General features: G+C 70.3%; 15 protein-coding genes. 2 read left to right on the top strand and 13 right to left on the bottom strand.

Going from position 1 to position 19,663, the window contains the following annotated elements; translation table 11 throughout:
* Positions 1–38 precede the first annotated feature (38 nt).
* From ACFYSH_RS13870 to ACFYSH_RS13850, 5 genes are all read right to left on the bottom strand, one after another.
* A complete protein-coding gene (locus ACFYSH_RS13870; protein WP_359468407.1) occupies positions 39–1,082 on the bottom strand; it encodes an ABC transporter permease in 1,044 nt (347 codons plus the stop codon).
* Positions 1,079–2,077: an ABC transporter permease gene (locus tag ACFYSH_RS13865; RefSeq protein WP_359468404.1), complete on the bottom strand. Its 999-nt coding sequence runs from the start codon at positions 2,075–2,077 to the stop codon at positions 1,079–1,081. The genes ACFYSH_RS13870 and ACFYSH_RS13865 overlap by 4 nt, the downstream gene beginning before the upstream one ends.
* Entirely contained in the window at positions 2,074–3,681 is a 1,608-nt protein-coding gene (locus ACFYSH_RS13860) for a sugar ABC transporter ATP-binding protein (protein WP_388752460.1), read from the bottom strand. The genes ACFYSH_RS13865 and ACFYSH_RS13860 overlap by 4 nt, the downstream gene beginning before the upstream one ends.
* Before the next feature lie 102 nt (positions 3,682–3,783).
* Positions 3,784–4,869 carry an ABC transporter substrate-binding protein gene (locus ACFYSH_RS13855; RefSeq protein WP_359468398.1) on the bottom strand — a complete coding sequence of 362 codons (1,086 nt, stop codon included), beginning with the start codon at positions 4,867–4,869 and terminating at the stop codon, positions 3,784–3,786.
* A 401-nt stretch (positions 4,870–5,270) separates the two neighbouring features.
* Complete coding sequence (locus ACFYSH_RS13850) at positions 5,271–6,110, bottom strand: phytanoyl-CoA dioxygenase family protein (protein ID WP_388752457.1); 840 nt, start codon at positions 6,108–6,110, stop codon at positions 5,271–5,273.
* A 212-nt stretch (positions 6,111–6,322) separates the two neighbouring features.
* Here ACFYSH_RS13850 and ACFYSH_RS13845 point away from each other — a divergent pair, with 212 nt between their 5' ends.
* Positions 6,323–7,342 carry a LacI family DNA-binding transcriptional regulator gene (locus ACFYSH_RS13845; protein ID WP_388752455.1) on the top strand — a complete coding sequence of 340 codons (1,020 nt, stop codon included), beginning with the start codon at positions 6,323–6,325 and terminating at the stop codon, positions 7,340–7,342.
* A gap of 136 nt (positions 7,343–7,478) precedes the next feature.
* Here the strand turns inward: ACFYSH_RS13845 and ACFYSH_RS13840 are convergent, their stop codons facing one another.
* Positions 7,479–10,805 carry a LamG-like jellyroll fold domain-containing protein gene (locus ACFYSH_RS13840; protein WP_388752452.1) on the bottom strand — a complete coding sequence of 1,109 codons (3,327 nt, stop codon included), beginning with the start codon at positions 10,803–10,805 and terminating at the stop codon, positions 7,479–7,481.
* 172 nt (positions 10,806–10,977) lie between these two features.
* Positions 10,978–13,413 carry a GH92 family glycosyl hydrolase gene (locus ACFYSH_RS13835; protein WP_388752449.1) on the bottom strand — a complete coding sequence of 812 codons (2,436 nt, stop codon included), beginning with the start codon at positions 13,411–13,413 and terminating at the stop codon, positions 10,978–10,980.
* Between the two features lie 226 nt (positions 13,414–13,639).
* On the opposite strand from ACFYSH_RS13835, the gene ACFYSH_RS13830 reads away from it, so the two are divergent.
* Positions 13,640–14,371, top strand: a complete 732-nt coding sequence (locus ACFYSH_RS13830; RefSeq protein WP_359468389.1) for a VOC family protein — start codon at positions 13,640–13,642, stop codon at positions 14,369–14,371.
* A 71-nt stretch (positions 14,372–14,442) separates the two neighbouring features.
* Here the strand turns inward: ACFYSH_RS13830 and ACFYSH_RS13825 are convergent, their stop codons facing one another.
* From ACFYSH_RS13825 to ACFYSH_RS13800, 6 genes are all read right to left on the bottom strand, one after another.
* Positions 14,443–16,344: a rhamnogalacturonan lyase gene (locus ACFYSH_RS13825; RefSeq protein ID WP_359468386.1), complete on the bottom strand. Its 1,902-nt coding sequence runs from the start codon at positions 16,342–16,344 to the stop codon at positions 14,443–14,445.
* Between the two features lie 36 nt (positions 16,345–16,380).
* Positions 16,381–16,749: a YkvA family protein gene (locus ACFYSH_RS13820; RefSeq protein WP_359468383.1), complete on the bottom strand. Its 369-nt coding sequence runs from the start codon at positions 16,747–16,749 to the stop codon at positions 16,381–16,383.
* A gap of 41 nt (positions 16,750–16,790) precedes the next feature.
* Complete coding sequence (locus ACFYSH_RS13815) at positions 16,791–17,048, bottom strand: WhiB family transcriptional regulator (RefSeq protein ID WP_359468380.1); 258 nt, start codon at positions 17,046–17,048, stop codon at positions 16,791–16,793.
* A 412-nt stretch (positions 17,049–17,460) separates the two neighbouring features.
* Entirely contained in the window at positions 17,461–18,165 is a 705-nt protein-coding gene (locus ACFYSH_RS13810; protein WP_359468376.1) for a ribonuclease H, read from the bottom strand.
* Positions 18,166–18,351: 186 nt separating this feature from the next.
* Complete coding sequence (locus ACFYSH_RS13805; RefSeq protein WP_359468374.1) at positions 18,352–18,849, bottom strand: peptidylprolyl isomerase; 498 nt, start codon at positions 18,847–18,849, stop codon at positions 18,352–18,354.
* 161 nt (positions 18,850–19,010) lie between these two features.
* Positions 19,011–19,499, bottom strand: coding sequence for a lamin tail domain-containing protein (locus tag ACFYSH_RS13800; protein ID WP_359468372.1), 489 nt, complete (start codon positions 19,497–19,499; stop codon positions 19,011–19,013).
* Positions 19,500–19,663 lie beyond the last annotated feature (164 nt).

Below are 19,663 nucleotides of genomic sequence, written 5' to 3'. Positions count from 1 at the left end.
CTTGTTCTGTGGTCCGGCCCCGGACCGGTGGCTCGTCGTCAGGTGCTTCTGCGACTGCGCGCCAGATAGCGCTGGGCCACCACCACAACGATAAGGAAGCCGCCGCTGACCACCGACTGGTAGGAGGAGTTGAGCGAGCCGATCTGATTGATCAGGTTCTGGATGACGGCCAGCAGCAGGACGCCCCAGAGGGTGCCGCTGATGGATCCGGCGCCGCCGATGAGCAGGGTGCCGCCGATGACGACGGCGGAGATCGCGTCGAGTTCCATGCCGACCCCGACGATGGTGACGCCGGAGGAGAGCCTGGCGGCGTTGAGGGCGCCGGCGAGTCCGGCGAGCAGACCGCTGAGGGTGTAGACGAGGATCTTCGTGCGGGCCACGGGGAGACCCATCAGGGTGGCCGCGTCGCTGCTTCCGCCGACGGCGAAGAGCGTCTGCCCGAACGAGGTGCGCTGCAGGACGAGTCCGCCGGCTCCGAAGAGCACCAGCGCGATGAGGATCGGGTAGCCGAAGCCCTGGACGCTCCCCTGGCCGAGTTCGGCGAAGGCGGAGCCCTTGGGTACCAGGTAGGTGGTCGCGCCCTCGTCGGTGAGGGCGAGCAGCAGGCCACGTGCGCCCAGCAGGGTCGCCAGGGTGACGATGAACGGGGCCATGTTGCCCCGGGCGATGAGGAGTCCGTTGAGCAGGCCGATCCCGCCGCACACCACGAGGGGAAGCAGCAGGGCGGCGAGGAATCCGTACTGCGAGGCCCAGGCGGCGAGGACTCCCCCGAGGGCGAAGACGGAACCGACGGACAGGTCTATGCCGCCGGTGATGATGACCATGGTCATGCCGAGCGCGACCACGGCGAGGAAGGACGCCTGGATGGTCACCCCGCGGGCGTTGTCCAGGGACGCGAAGGTCGGGTAGATGAACGAGGCGGCGATCACCACGGCCAGCAGGACCGCGAGGACGCCTTGGCGTTGCAGGAGTTCGGCGGCGCGCTGCCGGCCGGTCCGCTCGGCGCCCGCCGTGGGGCTGGGTGCGCGCCCCTTCGGCGGCACCGGAGCCGGGGCGGTGGTGACTGGTTCGGTTCGGTTCATCGGGACCGACGCTCCCGGGCGACGTAGACGGCGGCGATGATGATGGCCGCCTGGGCGATCTGTGCGGTGGAGTCGGGCAGGTCGTGCTTGACGAGCGTGGCACGCAGGAGCTGCATGAGCAGGGCGCCCGCCACGGTGCCGAGGACCCGGACCGAACCTCCGTTGAGGGGGGTGCCGCCGACCACGACCGCCGTGATGGCGGAGAGTTCCATGAGGGTGCCGAGCGAGGAGGGGTCGCTCGCGGTGAGCCTGGCCGTGGCGAGGATCCCGGCGAGCGCGGCGAGCACTCCGCAGAGTACGTACACGCCGATGAGGACCCGTTTGACGGGCAGCCCGGCCAGTGCGGCGGCGGAGCGGTTGCCGCCGATGGCGACGACCTGCCGGCCGAAGGTGGTGCGCTGCACCAGGAAGGCGACGGCGACGGCCAGCACCGCGGCGATCAGGACGACCAGCGGAATGCCGAGGAGGGAGCCGGTGCCGAGCGACAGCAGGTCGGGGTTGACGATCTGCTTGAGCTGCCCGTCGGCCATGACCAGGGCCAGACCGCGGCCGCCGACGAAGAGGGCGAGCGTGGCCACGATGGGCTGGAGTCCGACGAGGGAGACCAGGGCGCCGTTGACCGCTCCGACGACCGCGCCGGCCAGCAGGGCGACGACAAGGGCGGGTACGAGCCCGTATCCGAGGTAGAGCGGCAGGAACGCGGCGGCGAGCGCCATCGTCGAGCCGACGGACAGGTCGACGCCCTCGGTGCCGATGACCAGAGCCATGCCCAGCGCGACGATGACGATGGGGGCGACCTGGACGAGCTGGGTGCGGAAGTTGTCGGCGGTCATGAAGTGTTCGGTGAACAGGGCGTTGAAGAGCAGGACCACGGCCACGGCCACATAGACGCCGTACGTCTGGTACCAGGCGGGATCACGCAGCCGGGCCAGGGGGTGCTCGGACTTCCGGGGGGTGTCACCCCGCGTGGGCGGGGCGACGGCTGTCTGGGTCATCGGGGGTCCTCCTGGGCGGCCTGGGCCCTGTCCGCCGGCTGCGGTGCGTGGTCGGCCAGCACTTCGAGCAGCCGGTCCTCGGCCACGTCGTCGCCCGACAGCTCACCGGCGACAGCGCCGCCGCGCAGGACGACGATGCGGTCGGCGCCTTCGATGAGCTCCTCGATGTCCGAGGAGATGAGCAGGACGGCCAGGCCCTCGCGGGCCAGGTCGTCGATGAGGCTCTGGACCTCGGCCTTGGCGCCGACGTCGATGCCGCGGGTGGGTTCGTCGAGCAGCAGGACCTTGGGCTCCAGGCAGAGCCAGCGGGCCAGCAGGACCTTCTGCTGGTTGCCGCCGGAGAGTTCGCCGACCTTCTGCTCGGGGCTGGAGGCCTTGATCCGCAGGCGCTTCATGAAGATCTCCACAACCCGGTCCTGCTTGGCGCGGCTGACCACACCGGCCCGGGAGAGGCGCGGCATGGCGGCCAGCACGATGTTCTCGCGGACGGAGAGTCCGGGCACGATGCCTTCGGCCTTACGGTCCTCGGGCAGCAGGCTGATGCCGGCCCGGATGGCGGCGGCCGGGGTGAGGCGCTTCAAGGTGGCGCCGTCCACGGTGAGTTCGCCGGCGTCCAGAGGCAGCGCGCCGGACAGGGCCTTCGCCGTCTCACTGCGGCCGGAGCCCAGGAGCCCGCCCAGACCGAGCACTTCGCCCGCGTACAGGGACACGGATATGTCGTGGAGCTGAAGACGGCTGGAGAGCCCGGTCGCGGTGAGGACGGGCGTACGGGCCGCCTCGTGCCCTTCCGCGGCGAAGCTGGTGACGCCGGAGCGCCGCACCTCGGACAGGTCGCGGCCGAGCATCATCGACACGAGTCGCATCCGGTCCAGGTCCGCGAGGTCGCCGGTGTGGATGTGCCGGCCGTCGCGCAGCACGGTCACCCGCTCGCAGACGCGGTAGAGCTCGTCCATGCGGTGGCTGACGTAGAGGACGGCGATGCCCTGGTCCCGCAGGTCCCCGATGACCCGGAAGAGGGTCTCCACCTCGCGCGGTTCGAGCGAGGAGGTGGGCTCGTCCATGATGACGACCTGGGCGTTGACGGACACCGCACGGGCGAGGGCGACCATCTGCTGGGTGCCGATGCCGAGGGTGTGCAGGGGACGGCGCGGATCGACGCGTACGCCGAATCCGTCGAGCAGTTCGCCCGTCTCCCGGTGCATGCGGGCGAAGTCGATGAGCCCGAAGCGGTTCCTGGGTTCACGGCCGAGGAAGATGTTGCGCGCCACGCTCATCAGCGGGACGAGGTTGACTTCCTGGTAGATCGTGGAGATCCCGGCCTGCTGGGCCTCGAACGGCCGGGCGAACCTGACCGGCTCGCCGGCCATCCGCAGTTCGCCCCGGTCGGGCCGGTACACGCCGGTCAGCACCTTGATGAGGGTCGATTTTCCGGCACCGTTCTCCCCGACGAGTGCGTGGGTCTCCCCCGCACGCAGTGAGAAGGTGACGTCGTCGAGGGCGACGACGCCGGGGAACCGTTTGCTCACCGCGCGGGCTTCGAGCACGGCACAGGCCGTGGACCCGGCTGCTTCCGGTGCCTGAGGTACTGCTTCGGGTGGTGCCATGGGTGTTCCTCGGCCTTCCGCTGTCCAAGGGGGAGGGCCCGGGAGCCGCCGTGGCCCGGTGCGGGCGCCACGGCGGCCGGGGCCGCTGGTGTCAGGAGCGGATCAGTACGCCCCGCCGAGCGATTCCTTGGCGTTGGTCTCGTCGTAGGCGCGGTCCGTGATGATGACGTTCTCGGGGATCTCCTCGCCGCCGTAGAACTTCTGGGCGGTCGCGAAGGCCAGCGGTCCGAAGCGCGGGTTGGACTCGATGACGGCGTTGTACTCGCCGTTGGCCAGGGCCTGCACGGCGTTGCGGGTGCCGTCGACCGAGACGATCTTGACGTCCTTGCCTGGCTTCTTGCCGGCCGCCTTCAGCGCGGTGACGGCGCCGAGGCCCATCTCGTCGTTCTCCGCGTAGACGGCGGTGATGTCGGGCTTGGACTGGATGAGCTGCTCCATGACCTGCTGGCCCTTGTCACGGGCGAACTCACCGGTCTGCTGGGCGACGATCTCGATGCCGGGCGCCTCGGCCTCTATCCGGTCGACGAAGCCCTTGGTCCGGTCGGTGGTCACGTTGTTGCCGGAGGCGCCGAGCAGGATCGCCACCTTGCCCTTGCCGTCGGTCGCCTTGATCATCGCGTCGGCGGCCCGCTTGCCCTGTTCGACGAAGTCGGAGCCGAGAAAGGCCACATAGTCCTCGCAGGCCGTGGCGTTGACCTTGCGGTCGATGGTGAGGACGGGCACCTTCTTCGCCGCCGCGGCCTTGAGCGCGGGCTCCAGTCCGTCGGAGTTCAGCGGGGCGATGATGAGGAACTGTGCGCCCTGGGACAGCATGTCCTGGATGTCGCTGATCTGCTTGGACAGCTGCGACTGCGCGTTGGTCGTGAGCAGCTTCTTGACGCCGATCTTGGCGGCTTCGTCCTTGATCGACCGGGTCTCGGCGATACGGAACGGGTTGGCCTCCTTCTCCGACTGGGAGAAGCCGACCACGGCGTCCTTGAGGTCGATCTTGGGCGCGCCGTAGCTCTGCAGGGAACAGCCGGGACCGGAGGCGGCCTCGGGGGACTTGGCCGCCTGTGCCCCCTGGCCGCTGTCACCGCCCGCGCTGTCCGTGGTCTCCGACTTGGAGCAGCCGGAAACGGCCAGCGTGGCGGTGGCGGCGAGCAGGCAGGCCGCGGCGAGGGTACGGGATCGACGCTGGGTCATCATGCGCGGGACGCTCCTTGGCGAGGTGACGGCACACCCTTGGCGTGCGGTCGGGCATGGCGGGACGGTGCATCGGCCGCTCGGCGGCAGATGACGCTGTATCCCTCACGACCCCGCTGCGAGCTGCGGAAACTGCGGTCATGAGGGCCTGTGCGGCCTCTCGGCGGCTCGGTTTACAACGTTATATAGGCGAGGCGCCGCAGGCGGCAAGAGCGTTGTCGATGGTTTCCGAAATGTGTCGCCCCGGGGCGCGGCCCGCCGCCGCACGGCTTCCGGGGCACTACCCCACCAGCCACTGCGGCACCCCTGGACACTCGGCCGACCGCGTGCTGTCATACGCCGACATCGGCTTCCCGCCCTGGGCTGCGGGTGCGGCTGCAGCCGTGGCGGCGGGTGCGGGGGCGTCAGGCGTCCCCCATGACCAGGCCTTCGATGGCGTGCTTCTGGACGACGGGGGTCAGCTCCCGCACGACCGGGCAGTGCAGATGCGCCCGCACCCGGCCGGGCAGGGACGCCCAGTACTCCCGGGTGACCGCCATGTCGTGCTGGGCGTCGTTGCCCGCACCCGGGGCGTCTACGCCCAGCACCAGGACGGGACGGGGGTCGGGCGACCGGTTCGCCGTGCCCCGGTGGATCGTCAGGGCGGAGCGGGCCGAGATGTCACCCCGTCGCGGGTACCTCCGTTCGGCGAGCGCGGCGTAGCGCGGGTGGTCCTCGCGGGGTGGGAACATCGCATGGCCGAAGCGCGCGTCGTCGTCCCACTGGGTGCCGGGCGCGATCTCGAAGGGCCCCATGTCGTCGCGGGTGTCGACCGCGGTGAGGTTGAAGGCGAGCGAGGTCAGCCGGCGGTGCTGACGCGTGGCGTCCGGCATGGGGAAGTCCCGGTGCCAGGGCTGGTCGACCGCTCCTGCCAGCGGTATGTCGAACCCGAGCTCGACGATGCGGTAGTCCTCCCCCAGGACGGCCTCGCACACTCCCCGGACCCAGGGATGGTCGACGAGGCCCACGAAGCCGCGCAGCTGCTCGGGGTGGATCTCGGCGTAGTACCGGTGGGGTCCCCGGCCGACGACTCCGCCCTCCCTGCCGCGGGCCTCGGTGAAGGCGGTGTCGATGTCCTCCCGCATCAGGTCGGCCCACTGCGGGGCGAAGGCACCGCGACACGCGGTGATCCCTGCCGAGTACAGATCCTGGACTGCCGCGTCGGGGTGCGGGAACCGGGCGGCGGATGTCGCGGCCTCATGCATGGCGGTGGTCCTCTCATCGGCGGAAGGGGGCACAACCGGCTTGTTCCAGGGGAGCTCGGCCTGGCTCCGCCGTGTGCCGCGCCTCATGTTGCAACGTTGCAATCAACGAGGCAAGAGGGAGGGGCCATCGCGTGCCGTGGGACCTGTTACGGTGCACAGCTCAGAGGGCGCGGTCCGCCGCCCCCGCAGGCAGAGGGGCAGGAACACCGGCCGTGGCAGCGAGACTCAAGGACGTCGCCGCGCTCGCGGGCGTGTCCGTCCGGACCGTCTCCAACGTCGTGAGCAACACGGCCGCCGTCGCGCCGGACACCCGTGCGCGCGTCCTGGCGGCAGTGGCGGAACTGGGGTACCGCCCCAACCTCGCCGCCCGTAACCTCCGGCAGGGGCGCACCGGGCTCATCGGGGTCGTCGTTCCCGAGATCCACTCCCCCTACTTCGGGGCGCTGGCCGGTCATCTCATCGACGCGGCGCAGGCGCGCGGCTGGACGGTGCTCCTGGAACGCACCGGCGGGCGGGCGGACCTGGAGCGACGGCTCCTCGACGGTTCGGAGGGCCACCAGGTCGACGGCATGGTCATCAGCCCGTGGTCGACCTCGCCGGCCGAACTCGCCTCGCTCGCGGGCAGTCTGCCTCTGGTCGTCCTCGGTGAACTGGACCCGCTCGGGTCGATCGACCATGTCGCCCTGGACAACGTGGCGGCCGCGCGGGCAGCCGCCGCGCACCTGGTCGCACTGGGCCGCCGACGCGTTGCCGCGATCGGGTTGCAGTCCGGACTGGGACACGGCACGGCCGAGCTGCGCGCCGAAGGCTTCCGCATGGGCCTGCGGGACGCAGGACTGAGCCCGGTCGCCGAGGTGGAGGTGACCGATCTGCACCGCGCGGAGGGAGCGCGGGCCCTGCGTGAGCTGCTGCTCCTGCCCGGGCGCCCCGACGCCGTCTTCTGCTTCAGTGACGAACTGGCGCTGGGCGCCCTGCGCGTCGCGGCCGAACAGGGTGTGCGGGTGCCGGACGACGTGGCGCTGATGGGCTTCGACGACATCGAGGACGGCCGTTTCTCGGCCCCGTCACTCACCACGATCGCCCCGGACCGGGAGCAGATCGCCGAACGGGCGGTGCAGTGCCTGGCCGAGCGTGTGCTCGGACGGCTCGACACGCTGCCCGCGCGCCGGATCGTCGTCCCGCACCGGGTGCTGGTCCGGGAGAGCACCGGGGCCTCCGTCTCCCCCGTCTGAGCAGGGCCCGGGCGGACCGAGCTCCCGGCGGTGCGGGCGCCTTCGCCACGCGCCCGCCGGGAGCGGTCGTCCGGTCCGGGGACCTGGGGTCTTCGTTCGGCTCCGGCCGCAGTCCGGCGCGACCGGACGAGGGGTCCTACGGCTGTTCGCCGTCGTGGAGCGCGGTCACCTCCTGGTCGGTGAGCGCCTTGTCGTAGACCTTCACCTGGTCGACGGAGCCGTTCCAGAAGTCGGTGTTGCCGCCCGACCACTTGGCGCGGCCCACGGACAGCGCCCCGGTGCTGACATCGGCGGTCCCGGCCGCCGCGGTGGAGGCGAGCTCGCCGTCGACGTACAGCTTGATCTCGTCCCCGCTGCGTACGCCGACGAGGTGGTACCACCGGCCGAGCTCGGGCTCGGCCTCCAGCCGGGCCCGGTGGGCGCCCGGGGTGGAGAAGGCGAACCCGCCCTGCCCGTACTGGAGGTAGAACGGGTTCTCCTGGCGGCGGCCGTCCTGGCTGACCACGGTCGCGTAGTTACCCGGAAGGGCGTCGAGCGACGCCCAGGCCGACACGGTGTAGTCACCGGTGGTGTCGACGACCGGGCCGTCGGTCTCCGCGTACTGGCCCTCGCCGTCGAACTTCAGCGCCGAGCCCTGCACTCCGGATGTCCAGGACGTGCCCTCGGTGAGAGTGAGGTCCTTGTGGTTGGGACCGCTGTCGGCGGCCTTGGTGCCCTCGTTCTCGTCGAGCGACCAGGCACCGCCGCCCTTGATCTCGTCCCGCTCGCCGGCGGCCGCGCCGGCCGCGATGACCTCCTCGTTGATCGCCCGCACCTTAGCCGGGTCGACCTTGATCTCCCGGCGGTCGTACGTCCAGAGACCGTTGAGCTCGTTCTCCAGGTCGGTCACCTGGGTGTAGATGGAGCCGGAGAGTTCGGCGCCGGCCTGCTCCAGGTAGTACGTGCGGGTGTTGTCGACGTACTTGGCCGTGAGGGCGGCCTTGTCCGCGACACCGCTGTAGATCGCGGTGGGCGCGCCGGGCCACATGCGGCCGGGGATGCGCAGGGTGAAGCCACCGTGCTCACCGTCAATCGCGGCGCGCGTCTCGTCGGGGAAGGCAGGGTCGGTGTTGTTGTAGTCGTGGTGGTCGATGATGTCGCCCTTGCCGGAGTCACCCTTGGAGTTGCAGCAGTTGACACCGCTGTGGGCACTGACGACGCGCGAGGGGTCGGCGGCCTGGACCCTCTCGGTGATCCTGCCGGTCTCGGTGCGGTCCCACTCGCCCCAGCCCTCGTTGAAGACGATCCAGGCTCCGATGGACGGGTAGTTGTGCATCTGCTCCATCATTTCGGCGCCCTGGTCGAGGAAGGCCTTCTGGCCCTTCTCACCGGTGAGGTTGCCGGAGACGAAGTCCTGCCACACCAGGAGACCCAACTGGTCGGCGTGGTAGTACCAGCGGGCGGGCTCGACCTTGATGTGCTTGCGGACGGAGTTGAAGCCGAGGTCCTTCTGCGCCTGCAGGTCGAAGACCAGGGCGTCGTCGCTGGGCGCCGTGTTCAGGCCGTCCGGGTAGAAGCCCTGGTCGAGCTGGGCGAGGGAGAAGAACGGCTTCCCGTTGAGCACCAGCTTCTGGTAGCCGCCGACCTCGGCGACGCCGAAGGAACGCATACCGAAGTAGCTGTCGACCGTGTCCTTGGATCGGCCGTCCTTGAGGGTGACCTCCAGGTCGTACAGGTACGGGTCGTCCGGCGTCCACAGGTGCTGCCTGGCGACCGGGAGGCTCAGCTCGCTGTTGGCCGGGCCGGTGACCCTGCCGACGACCTTGCCCTTCTTGTCGCGGGCCACTGCGGTGATCCGGGCGGCCCCCGAGGCGTCCTCGGAGTTGACCGTCAGGGCGAGCCGGCCCTTCTCGATGTCGGGCGTGGTCTTCAGGGAGTCGACGGCGGCCGGAGCGACGGGCTCCATCCAGACGGTCTGCCAGATGCCGGAGGAGGCGGTGTAGAAGATGCCGCTGGGGTTGGCGGACTGCTTGCCCGTGGGCTGGTCGGCCCCCGTGGTGTCGGTGACCGCGACCACGATCTCCTGGGGGCCGCTGCCCTTGAGGGCGTCGGTGATGTCGGCGCTGAAGGCGGTGTAACCGCCGGTGTGTTCGGCGACCTGCTTGCCGTTGACCCAGACGCGCGCCTGGTAGTCGACGGCACCGAAGTTGAGCTTCAGCCGGTCGTCACCGCTCCGCTTGCCGACCGACCAGCCCTTGGGCACGGTGACCAGCTTGCGGTAGAACATGTGGTCCTCGTGGCGCTCCAGTCCGGAGAGCTGGGATTCGACGGGGAACGGCACGGTGATGCGCTCGTCGAGCGTCTCGCCGAAGACGGGCTGCTCACCCGCCTCGGCCCCGGCGAACTCCCACGGCCCGTTGAGGTTCTTCCAGTCGTCACGCACCTGCTGCGGGCGTGGGTACTCGGGCAGCGGGTTCCTGCGGTCGACCTTCTCGCCCCACGGGGTGAGCAGCCGGTGCGTGGAGAGGTTCTTCGCCCTGCGGCTGATCTCCGGGACGGTCTCGTCGCCGGCCTTCAGGCCGCCCTCACCGTCGTACACGAACTTGACCTGCTGGCCCTTCTGGACGGCCGCGTCCAGGGTGACGACGAGCGCCTTGCGGTTGCCGGGGACCCTGGCGACCGATTTCACGGGCATCGGCGTGGTGTCCGCCTCGATGTCGAGGTGGTCCTTCACGTCCTCGATACCGCTGATGTCGTGGTCGAAGGCCGCCTGCAGCTCCAGACCGTTCTCGGCGACGCTCAGCCCGACCGGGTAGACCTCGAAGTCGGCGGGCGGGGTGAAGGCCGACTCCGGGACAACCTGCTTGGCGAGCTTCGCGCTCGACCAGCGCAGGAACATGTTCGCTCCGCCGGTGTCCTGGAACATCTCCAGCCGGAACGTGTGCGGTTCACCGGCCTCGAGGGCGACCGGCGCGCTCGTCTGCTCCTTGTCCCAGTCCGGCTCCCAGTGGTCGATGACGGCCTTGTCGTCGATGAAGAGCCGGAAGCCGTTGTCACCGATGGCGGCGAAGGTGTAGTCGCCGGTCTCCGGTGCTTCTATCTGCCCTGTCCAGCGGGCGGTGGTGTGCTCGGTCCTGCCGGTGGCCGACTCGAACGCACCGGTCAGCCCGGGAAAGTTGATTTCGGGGTCGAGCGCCGTGGCACCGAGCTTCGCGAAGTCGCGGGCGCCCGGGGCGGACATGGCGAAGTACTCGCCCTTGAGGCCGTGCACCTCGGTGGAGGGGACCTCCACCGAGGCCGCCGAGGCGGAGGCGGTGCCCGCGGCAGGGGCCGCGGCAGCGGCCGGGACCAGGGTGGCCCCCACGGGGAGCAGCAGCGCCGCCGTACAGGCGAGGGTTCTCAAAAGTGTGCGGGGGCGGGCTAGTTGTCGTATCAAGGCGTCGTCCTCGTCGAAGAAGCCAAAGTGCCCCGAACCGCGGAGCACTGCACATAGTCGAACATTGAGCCACAGCCTCAAACACCTGACAACGGTCGTGCACACAGAATTTTCAACGATAGAAAATTGGCTCCTCCTCTCCCCTCCCCGACGGGCACGCAAGACCCGGTGGGCGGCATCGCGCCGCCCACCGGTCTGCGTACCGGGGCCGATCGGTGCGCTACTGCGGAAGACCCGCAGCTCCCGCGGCCCAGGACGTGTTCGGCCGGTCGGCGAGCCGGTACGTCAGCGACCCGCCCCTGGTGACCAGCCCGGCGTCCGTCCAGGACCTGTCGCTCGCCCGCCCGTCGACGCTGACCGCATCGATGTACGGATGTGTCGCATCGGCCTGCGGAGCGTGGATGCGGATGTCCCCGCCCTGCGGGCGGTCCAGCACCGCGGACGGGAAGAGCGGCGCTCCCAGCAGCATGGTGGCGCTGCCCGGCGTCTGCGGGTAGAGGCCGAGAGCCGAGAAGACGTACCAGGCCGACATCGTGCCGAGGTCGTCGTTACCGGGCAGACCGCGCGGGCCTGTGCCGTAGACCGTGTTCACGATCTCGCGTACGGTCTCCTGGGTCTTCCAGGGCTGACCCAGCGCGTTGTAGAGCCACGGGGCGTGGATGCCCGGCTCGTTGGTCGGGTCGTAGCGCAGCGCGTCGCCACCCTTGACCGACCAGGAGCCGTCCGCCTTGTGGAAGAAGCCGTCCAGCCGCTGAGCCGCGATGTCGCGTCCGCCCATCGCCGCGGCCAGGCCCTGCACGTCCTGCGGGACCATCCAGGTGTAGGTGGCGCTGGTCCCCTGGGCGAAGCCGCGGTCGCTGCCGGGGCTGAAGGGGGTCACCCAGGAGCCGTCGAGGTTGCGCGCCTGGACGTAGCCGGTCGTTCCGGCGCCGTCGCCGGCCTCGGGGTTGAACACGTTGCGCCACCAGAGTCCGCGTTCCTCGAAGGCGGTGGCCTCCTCCTCACGTCCGAGCAGCCGGGCCCATCTGCCGAGCGCCGCGTCGGCGACCGCGTCCTCGAGGGTCTCGGCGGCGCCGCCCCAGCAGTGGCAGACGTCCTGAGCCGCGTAGCGGGACTCCAGGTACTGGGCGAGGTTGGGCCGCTGGCCGGTGCACTGTCCGGGGCAGCCCGCGTCGGAGAGGCCGTCCGGGTGGGGCACCGTGGCCTGGCGGGCCAGGGATTCGAAGGCACCCTCGTAGTCGAAGTTGCGTACGCCCATCGCGTAAAACGTGGCGAGGGTGGCGGCCGTGGGATCACCGGTCATCACATGCGTGGCGCCGTTGACATGCACCCAGCGGTCCCAGACACCGCCGTTCTGCCGCGCGAAGTTGTACAACGACTGGGCGAAGTCCCCCGCGATCCTCGGCTTGAGGAGGGCGAGGAGCTGGATCTGGGCGCGGTACTGGTCCCAGCCGGAGAAGTTGCTGTACTGGGCCTTCTGACCGCGCGTCACACGGTGCGGCTTCCCGTCCATGCCGGGGTAGCGGCCGTCGGTGTCGCTGATCAGATTCGGCTGCATCAGTGAGTGGTACAGCGCCGTGTAGAACGAGGTGCGCTGCGCGTCGCTGCCGCCGCCGGTGCGCACGGAGGAGAGTTCGCTGTCCCAGGCGGCTGATCCCGCCCGGGCCACGTCGTCGACGCTCGCTCTCGGCGCGATCTCCTTGCGGAGGTTGGCCTCGGCGCCGGCCTGGCTGACGTAGGAGATCCCGATCCGCATCCGGACGTCGGCGTCGACCTCGGTGTCGAAGCCGACCCAGCCACCGGATCCGCGCCCGGCGCGGTCGGCCCCGGTGGCGTATCCCTCTCCGCCGCTTCCGCTGGTGGCGCCCGGTGTCAGGGTGCCGTCGCGCCAGGTGCCGGTGGTGGCGAAGTCACGGTCGAAGGATGCGCTGAAGTAGAGCCGGTAATAACTCTTGCGGTTGTTCGTACCGCCGTTGGCACGCCGGCCGCAGAACGCCCCGGTCAGCACCGATCCGGTCACCTTGCGGTGCGCGGTGTCGATCTCGACCTCGGCGTCCTCGCTGCCGTTGAGGGAGTTCGACACCCGGAAGAGCAGGTTGGCGGGCTTGTCCGCCGGGAAGCTGAAGTCGGCCACACCCGCGCGTTCACTGACGGCCAGGTCCGCCGTGGCGCCGGAGTCCAGTGCGACGGTGTAACGGCCGGGTACTGCACGCTCGTCGTCGTGCGAGAAGCCGGACGCGTAGACGGCGTCCTTGGTGTCGGCGGACGGGGACGAGGTGACATCACCGACGAACGGCATGATGGGCACATCACCCGCGGCGCCGGGGTTGCACCCCGCTCCGTTGACATGGGTGAGGCTCAGTCCGCGCATCCGGGTCACCCCGTACTCGTAACCGTTGGCCGCCCCGGTGCTCGTCTGGTCGCCCGTGGTGCTGGTCGGCGACCAGGCGATCATGCCGTACGGGCGGACCGCGCCGGGGTAGGTGTTGCCGCCGTTCGCCGTGCCGATCATCGGGTCGACATAGGCGGTGGGACGCGTGACGAGCGCCTCGGCCTGTGCGGCCGGCGGGGTGACGGCGCCTGCGAGTGCGCCGGTGAGGACGATCGCGGCGGCCCGTGCGGCGAGACGCCGGGGCGCAGACGGTCTGGGGGGCATGGTCGCGGGTACCTCCGACAGAGAGGGACAACGTTGTCAGCACCATTCGGACAGCGGTGCGGGCAACGTTGATCGATACGGGCCGAGCGTAGGTCGCCATGGCGTGCGAGGGAATGCCGCGAACGGATCCGACCGGTGAACGCGTGATGAACGGGCCTCCGCAACCCGCGCCCTGGCACCATGAGCGCTGCCGGGAGCCACACCGAACCCACAGCAGAGGAACGCCGTGATCCGCTGGACCTACGCCTTCATCGACCGCCCGACGGCGACCGCCGGTCGCGCGGCAGCCTTCTGGGGCGCGGTCACCGGGACGCGTTCCTCCCCGCCCTGGGGTGAGCGTGGCGAGTTCACGACGCTGCTGCCGGACGGAGCGGACGCCTGCCTGGCGATCCAGGCGGTGGGCGGGGCGGGCGGGGCTCATCCCGACCTGGCGGTGGAGGACGTTCCCGCGTTCACCGCCCGGGCCTGTCGGCTGGGCGCGGAAACCGAGGCCCGGCACCCGGAACTGACGGTGCTCCGTTCCCCCGGCGGCCAGCCCTTCTGCGTCGTCCCCTGGCGGGGCCAAGCACGCCGGCCGCCGGTCCTGACCGATCCCGGCGGCTCCACGAGCCGACTGGACCAGATCTGCCTCGACGTGTCACCGGCGGCGTTCGACGCGGAGGTCGCCTTCTGGGCGGAACTGACCGGCTGGGACGCGCGCCCCGGCGACCACCGGGAGTTCCATGTGCTTCGCCCGTCCCTGGATCTGCCCGTCCACCTGCTCGTCCAGCGCCTGGAGGAGCCCCGCGCCGCTTCGGCCCATCTGGATCTGGCGTGTTCCGACCTGGCCGCCGGGCGGGTCCGCCATGAGGAGTACGGCGCCGAGTTCGTCCGCGACGGCGACGGATGGACGGTGATGCGGGACCCGGCCGGGGGCGTCTACTGCCTCACGGGGCGCGATCCCGTGACGGGCGGGTAGGCCGGCTGCGCAACGACCACAGCACCGGCGGGCCGTGCCCCAGGACGAAGGGAGCACGACCCGCACGCGCGCTACGGGGTGCTGACGCTCGGTCGGGGCGCGGTCGCCATCCCGCTGCCGATGGCGAAGCTGGGGTGCGGCGGCTGGTTGTAGGCGGTGTTCTGCCAGGCCAGCGCCGTCCGGTACATGGTGTCGTGCAGCAGTGTGGTGATCTTCGTGCCGGTCTCGTGCGGCGTGGAGTAGATCCGCAGCGCCGTGTTGTTGGTGGTCGGCCAGACGACTTCCTCGCGCCAGTCGCCGAAGAGGTCACCGGAGATCGCGGGCGTGGCCTTCGTGCCGTTGCCCGAGTGGACCGATGCGCCGGTCAGCAGACGGGTGTCGCCCGAGGTGCCGTACTTGTCGATGTGGGTGCCGTCGAGGAGTTCGCGGGTGGTGTCGCCGTCCCACCAGGACAGGAAGTTGGAACTGGACGGCTTGCGGCTGGTGACCACGGCGCCCTTCGGGTTGCGCACCCCGGAGACGGCGGAGGACCATGACTCGGCGCCGGCGCTGCCGGACCAGATGTCACCGGAGACACCACGTCCGTTGTCGCCACTCGCCGCGGTGGACCACAGGATCTGCCCCGTCCTTGCGTCCGCCATCCACGAGGACGGCTTCGAGCTGTCCTCGTCGACCTTGAACTCTTCGAGGCCCGCGCGGGAGGGGTCGAGATCCCCTACGTGCATGGCGTCGCCGTGGCCGTTCTTCGTGGTCCACAGTCCGCTGCCGTTGTCGTCCACGGCCATGGCGCCGTACATGATCTCGTCCTTGCCGTCACCGTCGGCGTCGGCGACGGACAACTGGTGGTTGCCCTGGCCGTCGTATCCCTTGCCGGCGTTGGTCGAGCTGTTCGTGTCGAAGGTCCAGCGCCGGGTGAAGGCGCCGCCCCGCCAGTCCCAGGCGGCGATGACGCTGCGTGTGTAGTAGCCGCGCGCCATGATCAGGGACGGCCTCGCGCCGTCCAGGTAGGCGGTGCCGGCGAGGAAGCGGTCGACCCGGTTGCCGTACGAGTCGCCCCACGAGGAGACGGTGCCGCGCGCCGGGACGTAGTCGACGGTGCCCATCGCCGCGCCGCTCCTCCCGTTGAACATCGTCAGGAACTCGGGCCCGGACAGGATGTAGCCGGAGGAGTTGCGGTGGTCGGCGGAGGAGCTGCCGATCACCTTGCCGACGCCGTCGACGCTGCCGTCGGCGGTCTTCATGGCCACCTCGGCCTGGCCGTCACCGTCGTAGTCGTACACCTGGAACTGGGTGTAGTGCGCGCCGGAGCGGATGTTGTGCCCGAGGTCGATCCGCCAGAGCCGGGTGCCGTCGAGGCGGATCCCGTCGATGATGGTGTCGCCCGTGTAGCCGGACTGCGAGTTGTCCTTGGCGTTGGTGGGCTGCCACTTCAGTACGAAGTCGAGGGCGCCGTCGCCGTCCAGGTCGCCGACGGACGCGTCGTTGGCCTCGTAGGTGTAGGCGACCCCGTCGGGTGTCGTCCCTCCGGCGGGCGGGCTGATGGGGACGTCCTTGTATCCGGCGCGGAACTGGATCGCGTGCACGGAGTCACTCTGCTCGACACCGTCGACGACCGCGCGCACGGTGTAGTCGGCGGTGGCGGGCGCGCCGGAGTGGAAGTAGTTCGTGGACGTGGTGACCGGCGAGGCGTTGACCTTGGTGCCGGCCCGGTAGACGTTGAAGGAGACGTTGTCGGGGTCGGTACCCAGCCAGCGCCAGCTGACCAGGTTCCCGCTGTCGGTGTGCACGCTCACGACGCCGCGGTCGAGCGCCTCGGCCTGCCGCGCGGTGGCGGCCTGCGAGGCCGGGCCGAGTGCGACGAGCCCGCCTGCGGCGAGCAGCCCGGCCGCCAGAGCGCCGCACAGCGCGCGGGTACGGGTGATACGGCTTCTGCGGCGGGGGCGGGAATCGGGGCGGGGAAGCAGAGGCTCCACTAGAGGCACCTTCTGGCAGGGGATGGCTTACGCCCCTCAGTCGCTCCCCGAGGCCGAAAGGTTGCCGCCGGATTCCGTTCGTACCGCGGCTGCTTGCTTCCCGCCCGGTCTCGTCGCAGTCGGCCGGCCCAGCCCCGCGCGGGCCGCGTGCGCCGCGGCGTGCAGCGAACGCAGGGCGAGCAGCAGGAAGCCGATGTCGTCGAGATAGACAGGGTCCGGCAGGAGGTCGACGGGCGACACGGTGTAGATGACCGCTGCCCACACGAGCGCCTTGTCGCGCAGGGGGACTCCGGCGTCGACGAGGAGCCTCCTGGCCCGGATCACGCGTACCAGGAGGACGGCGGCGCCACCCGCCATGAGCAGGAGCGCCAGCGCCCCGACGAGCAGCCAGACCGAGATGTCCATGGCTCATCTTCTCAGGGCGGAGCGGCCTGAGCCGTGAGGCGTCACCCGTGGCTCCTGGCCTGCTGCCGGGCACGGCGGCGCTTCAGGGCACGGCGTTCGTTCTCGTCCATGCCTCCCCACACGCCCGCGTCCTGTGCGTTCTCCAAGGCCCACTCCAGACACCGCTCCCGAACGGGGCAGGTCCCGCAGACGGCCTTGGCCTCCTCGGTCTGCACGACCGCGGGGCCACTGCTGCCGATGGGGAAGAACAGGTCCGGATCCGCGTCGCGGCATGCCGCGTGCATGCGCCAGTTGTCCATGTCACTCACTCCTTCTCACAGGTCTCAAAGGGCTCGCAGGTCTCACGGACGACGAAGCCGTTGAGTCAGCTGGATTCCGCTTCGTTTCGGTTCCGCACTGTGCGCGTGACCGTCATCGGGCTTTCGAAACCACAACAGCCCTGTCGTTGAGGAGTTTTCGGCGTTCCGGCTGCTCTCCGGCAGGGGAACCGGGCGACGCGGAGCAGATACGGCGGGTGGGGACACCGGTCAGGAGGGCGGCGGGGACCGAGCGGCGCCCCCGCACCGTGACGTGCCCGGTGGGTGGCGCGCGGCGGTCCCGGCGGCGCGGACGACGGTGTCGGCCTCGCGTCGGTGGCCGTGGACGGCCTTGGCCTGATGCGCCTGGACGCGCCGACGCCGCGACGGAATGTCGGAGCGCCTGCACGACGGGTCAGGCGAGCGCCGCCCGGCACTCCGGGTGACCCCAGCCGTTGGGGTTCTTGGCGATCATGTCCTTGGCCGCGTACGGCTTTCCGCAGTGGCACCGGCCCGCGAATTTGGCCCGGATCGTTCCTCCGGAGCGAGGTCGGCCCGCGGCCCCGCCCGTGGACCCGCCCTTGACGGCTCCCCCGCCTGCCGTCCGGCTCTTCGTCGAGCGGGCGGGGGCCGGCACCGGCATGTCCGCGGTGCCGTACGCCGTGCCCGCGGCCTGCTGCGATACGGCCACCTCACTCGCGGCCTGGTCGGCCACCGCGTTGAGCGGGTCACCGTCCACCTGGTGCGCCGGTACGTAACGGAAGGTCACGCTGCGGCTGCTCAGCAGCTCGTCGATGCCGACCACCAGCTCCCGGTTGGCGACCGGCTTGCCCGCCGATGTCTTCCAGCCGTTGCGCTTCCACCCCGGCAGCCACTTGGTCACCGCGTTCATCGCGTACTGCGAGTCCATGCGTACCTCGACGGGCACGGCGGGATCGGTCGACCTCAGCAGTTCCAGCAGGGCGGTGAGCTCGGCGACGTTGTTCGTGGCGGTGCCCAGCGGACCCGCCTCCCACCGCTGGGGGACACCCAGGCCATCGGCCACGACCCACGCCCAGGCGGCAGGTCCCGGATTGCCCTTCGATGCCCCGTCACACGCGGCGATGATGCGCTCGTTCATGCCCCCGATCATGCCAGTCCGCGAGGTCAGGCCACGATCGCCCGATGCCTTGCGAGGTCCGGGCGCGCTCGCCGTCCTGGCCCGGACGCCTTCCGGTCGGCCCGGCTCCACGCGGCACCGGGCTGTTCCCGGACATGACTCGGGGCTCCCAGCCCGTGGAAACCGGCCGGGAGCCCCGTCGAGTGCTCAGAGAACGCCGGACTCGGAGACGGCGATCTTCGCCTTGGTCTTGCCGTTCGAGGAGCCGTACGACTCGATCTTGCGGACGAGCTCCATGCTGGACTCGTCGGCGACCTCGCCGAAGACCACGTGCTTGCCGTCCAGCCACGGGGTGACGACGGTGGTGATGAAGAACTGCGAGCCGTTGCTGTTCGGGCCGGCGTTGGCCATCGAGAGCAGGCCCGGCTTGTTGTGCTTCAGGGTGAAGTTCTCGTCGGCGAACTTCTCGCCGTAGATGCTCTTGCCGCCGGTGCCGTTGCCGTTGGTGAAGTCGCCGCCCTGGAGCATGAAGTCCGGGATGACCCGGTGGAACGGCGAGCCCGCGTAGCCGAAGCCCTGCTCACCGGTGGCCAGTGCACGGAAGTTCTCCGCGGTCTTGGGGGCCACGTCGTCGAAGAGGTTGAACACGATCCGCCCTGCGGGCTGGTCGTCGATGGTGATGTCGAAATACGCCTTGATGGTCATGGACCCATCCTGACATCACTCACCGCCCTCCGATGCACAGACCCCACCCCATGGCGCTGCGAACTGCACGAACAACGGCGTACCACGGGGATGAACCCGTGGTACGCCGTTTCAGCCAGGCAGCTCGTCAGGGGGAACGCCGCTCCCCTTACCGCCGCCGATCAGCGATTGCCGCGGTGACCGCCGTCGCGGTGCCGGCCCCAGGACTCGGAGTCGACCCTGTGTCCACGGTTGTCGCGGAGCGTGGCGGTGTCCCTGCTGTCCCATACGTAGTGGCGACGGTCCTGGTACACGTCGTGACGGGTGTCACGGCCGACACCGGTGTGGACGCGGACGGAGGAGCGGCCGGGCAGCCTCAGGTCGAAGGTGTACGAGCGACGGCTCTCGTCGGTGAGCGTCCAGCCCCGGAGGTTGACGGCGTGACGGCCGGTGTTGGTGACGGTGACCCACTCGGCGTTCAGGCTGCGGTTCGAGCCGTTGTCGCGGCCGGGGCTGTTGTGCTGGATCTCGCCCAGGACGACGGTCGAGCGGTGAGACGGACGGTTGTGGCCGTGGTCCCGGCCATCGGCTGTGGCCGGCAGGGCCGCTGCGGTCAGCAGAGCTCCCGAGGCGAGAACGGTGGCGGTGATCCGTCGTGCGGAACGGGACATGGAAACCCCTCATCATGCGGGCCCGGTAGGGAGCGCCGGGCATTTTCCGACCCGGCGTCGTGCCGGGAACGCAAACTTTGTCCCGCTTCCGAGGTGGCCGAAAGGTGCCCTCGTTCGTGTGACGAAGTGCGGACATTTCTGTCACACACGACTGCATCCGGCAC

Origin of the sequence: Streptomyces sp. NPDC005791, from assembly GCF_042871485.1 — a bacterium.
Taxonomy (GTDB): Bacteria; Actinomycetota; Actinomycetes; order Streptomycetales; family Streptomycetaceae; genus Streptomyces.
This window is presented reverse-complemented; position numbering and strand designations above follow the sequence as displayed.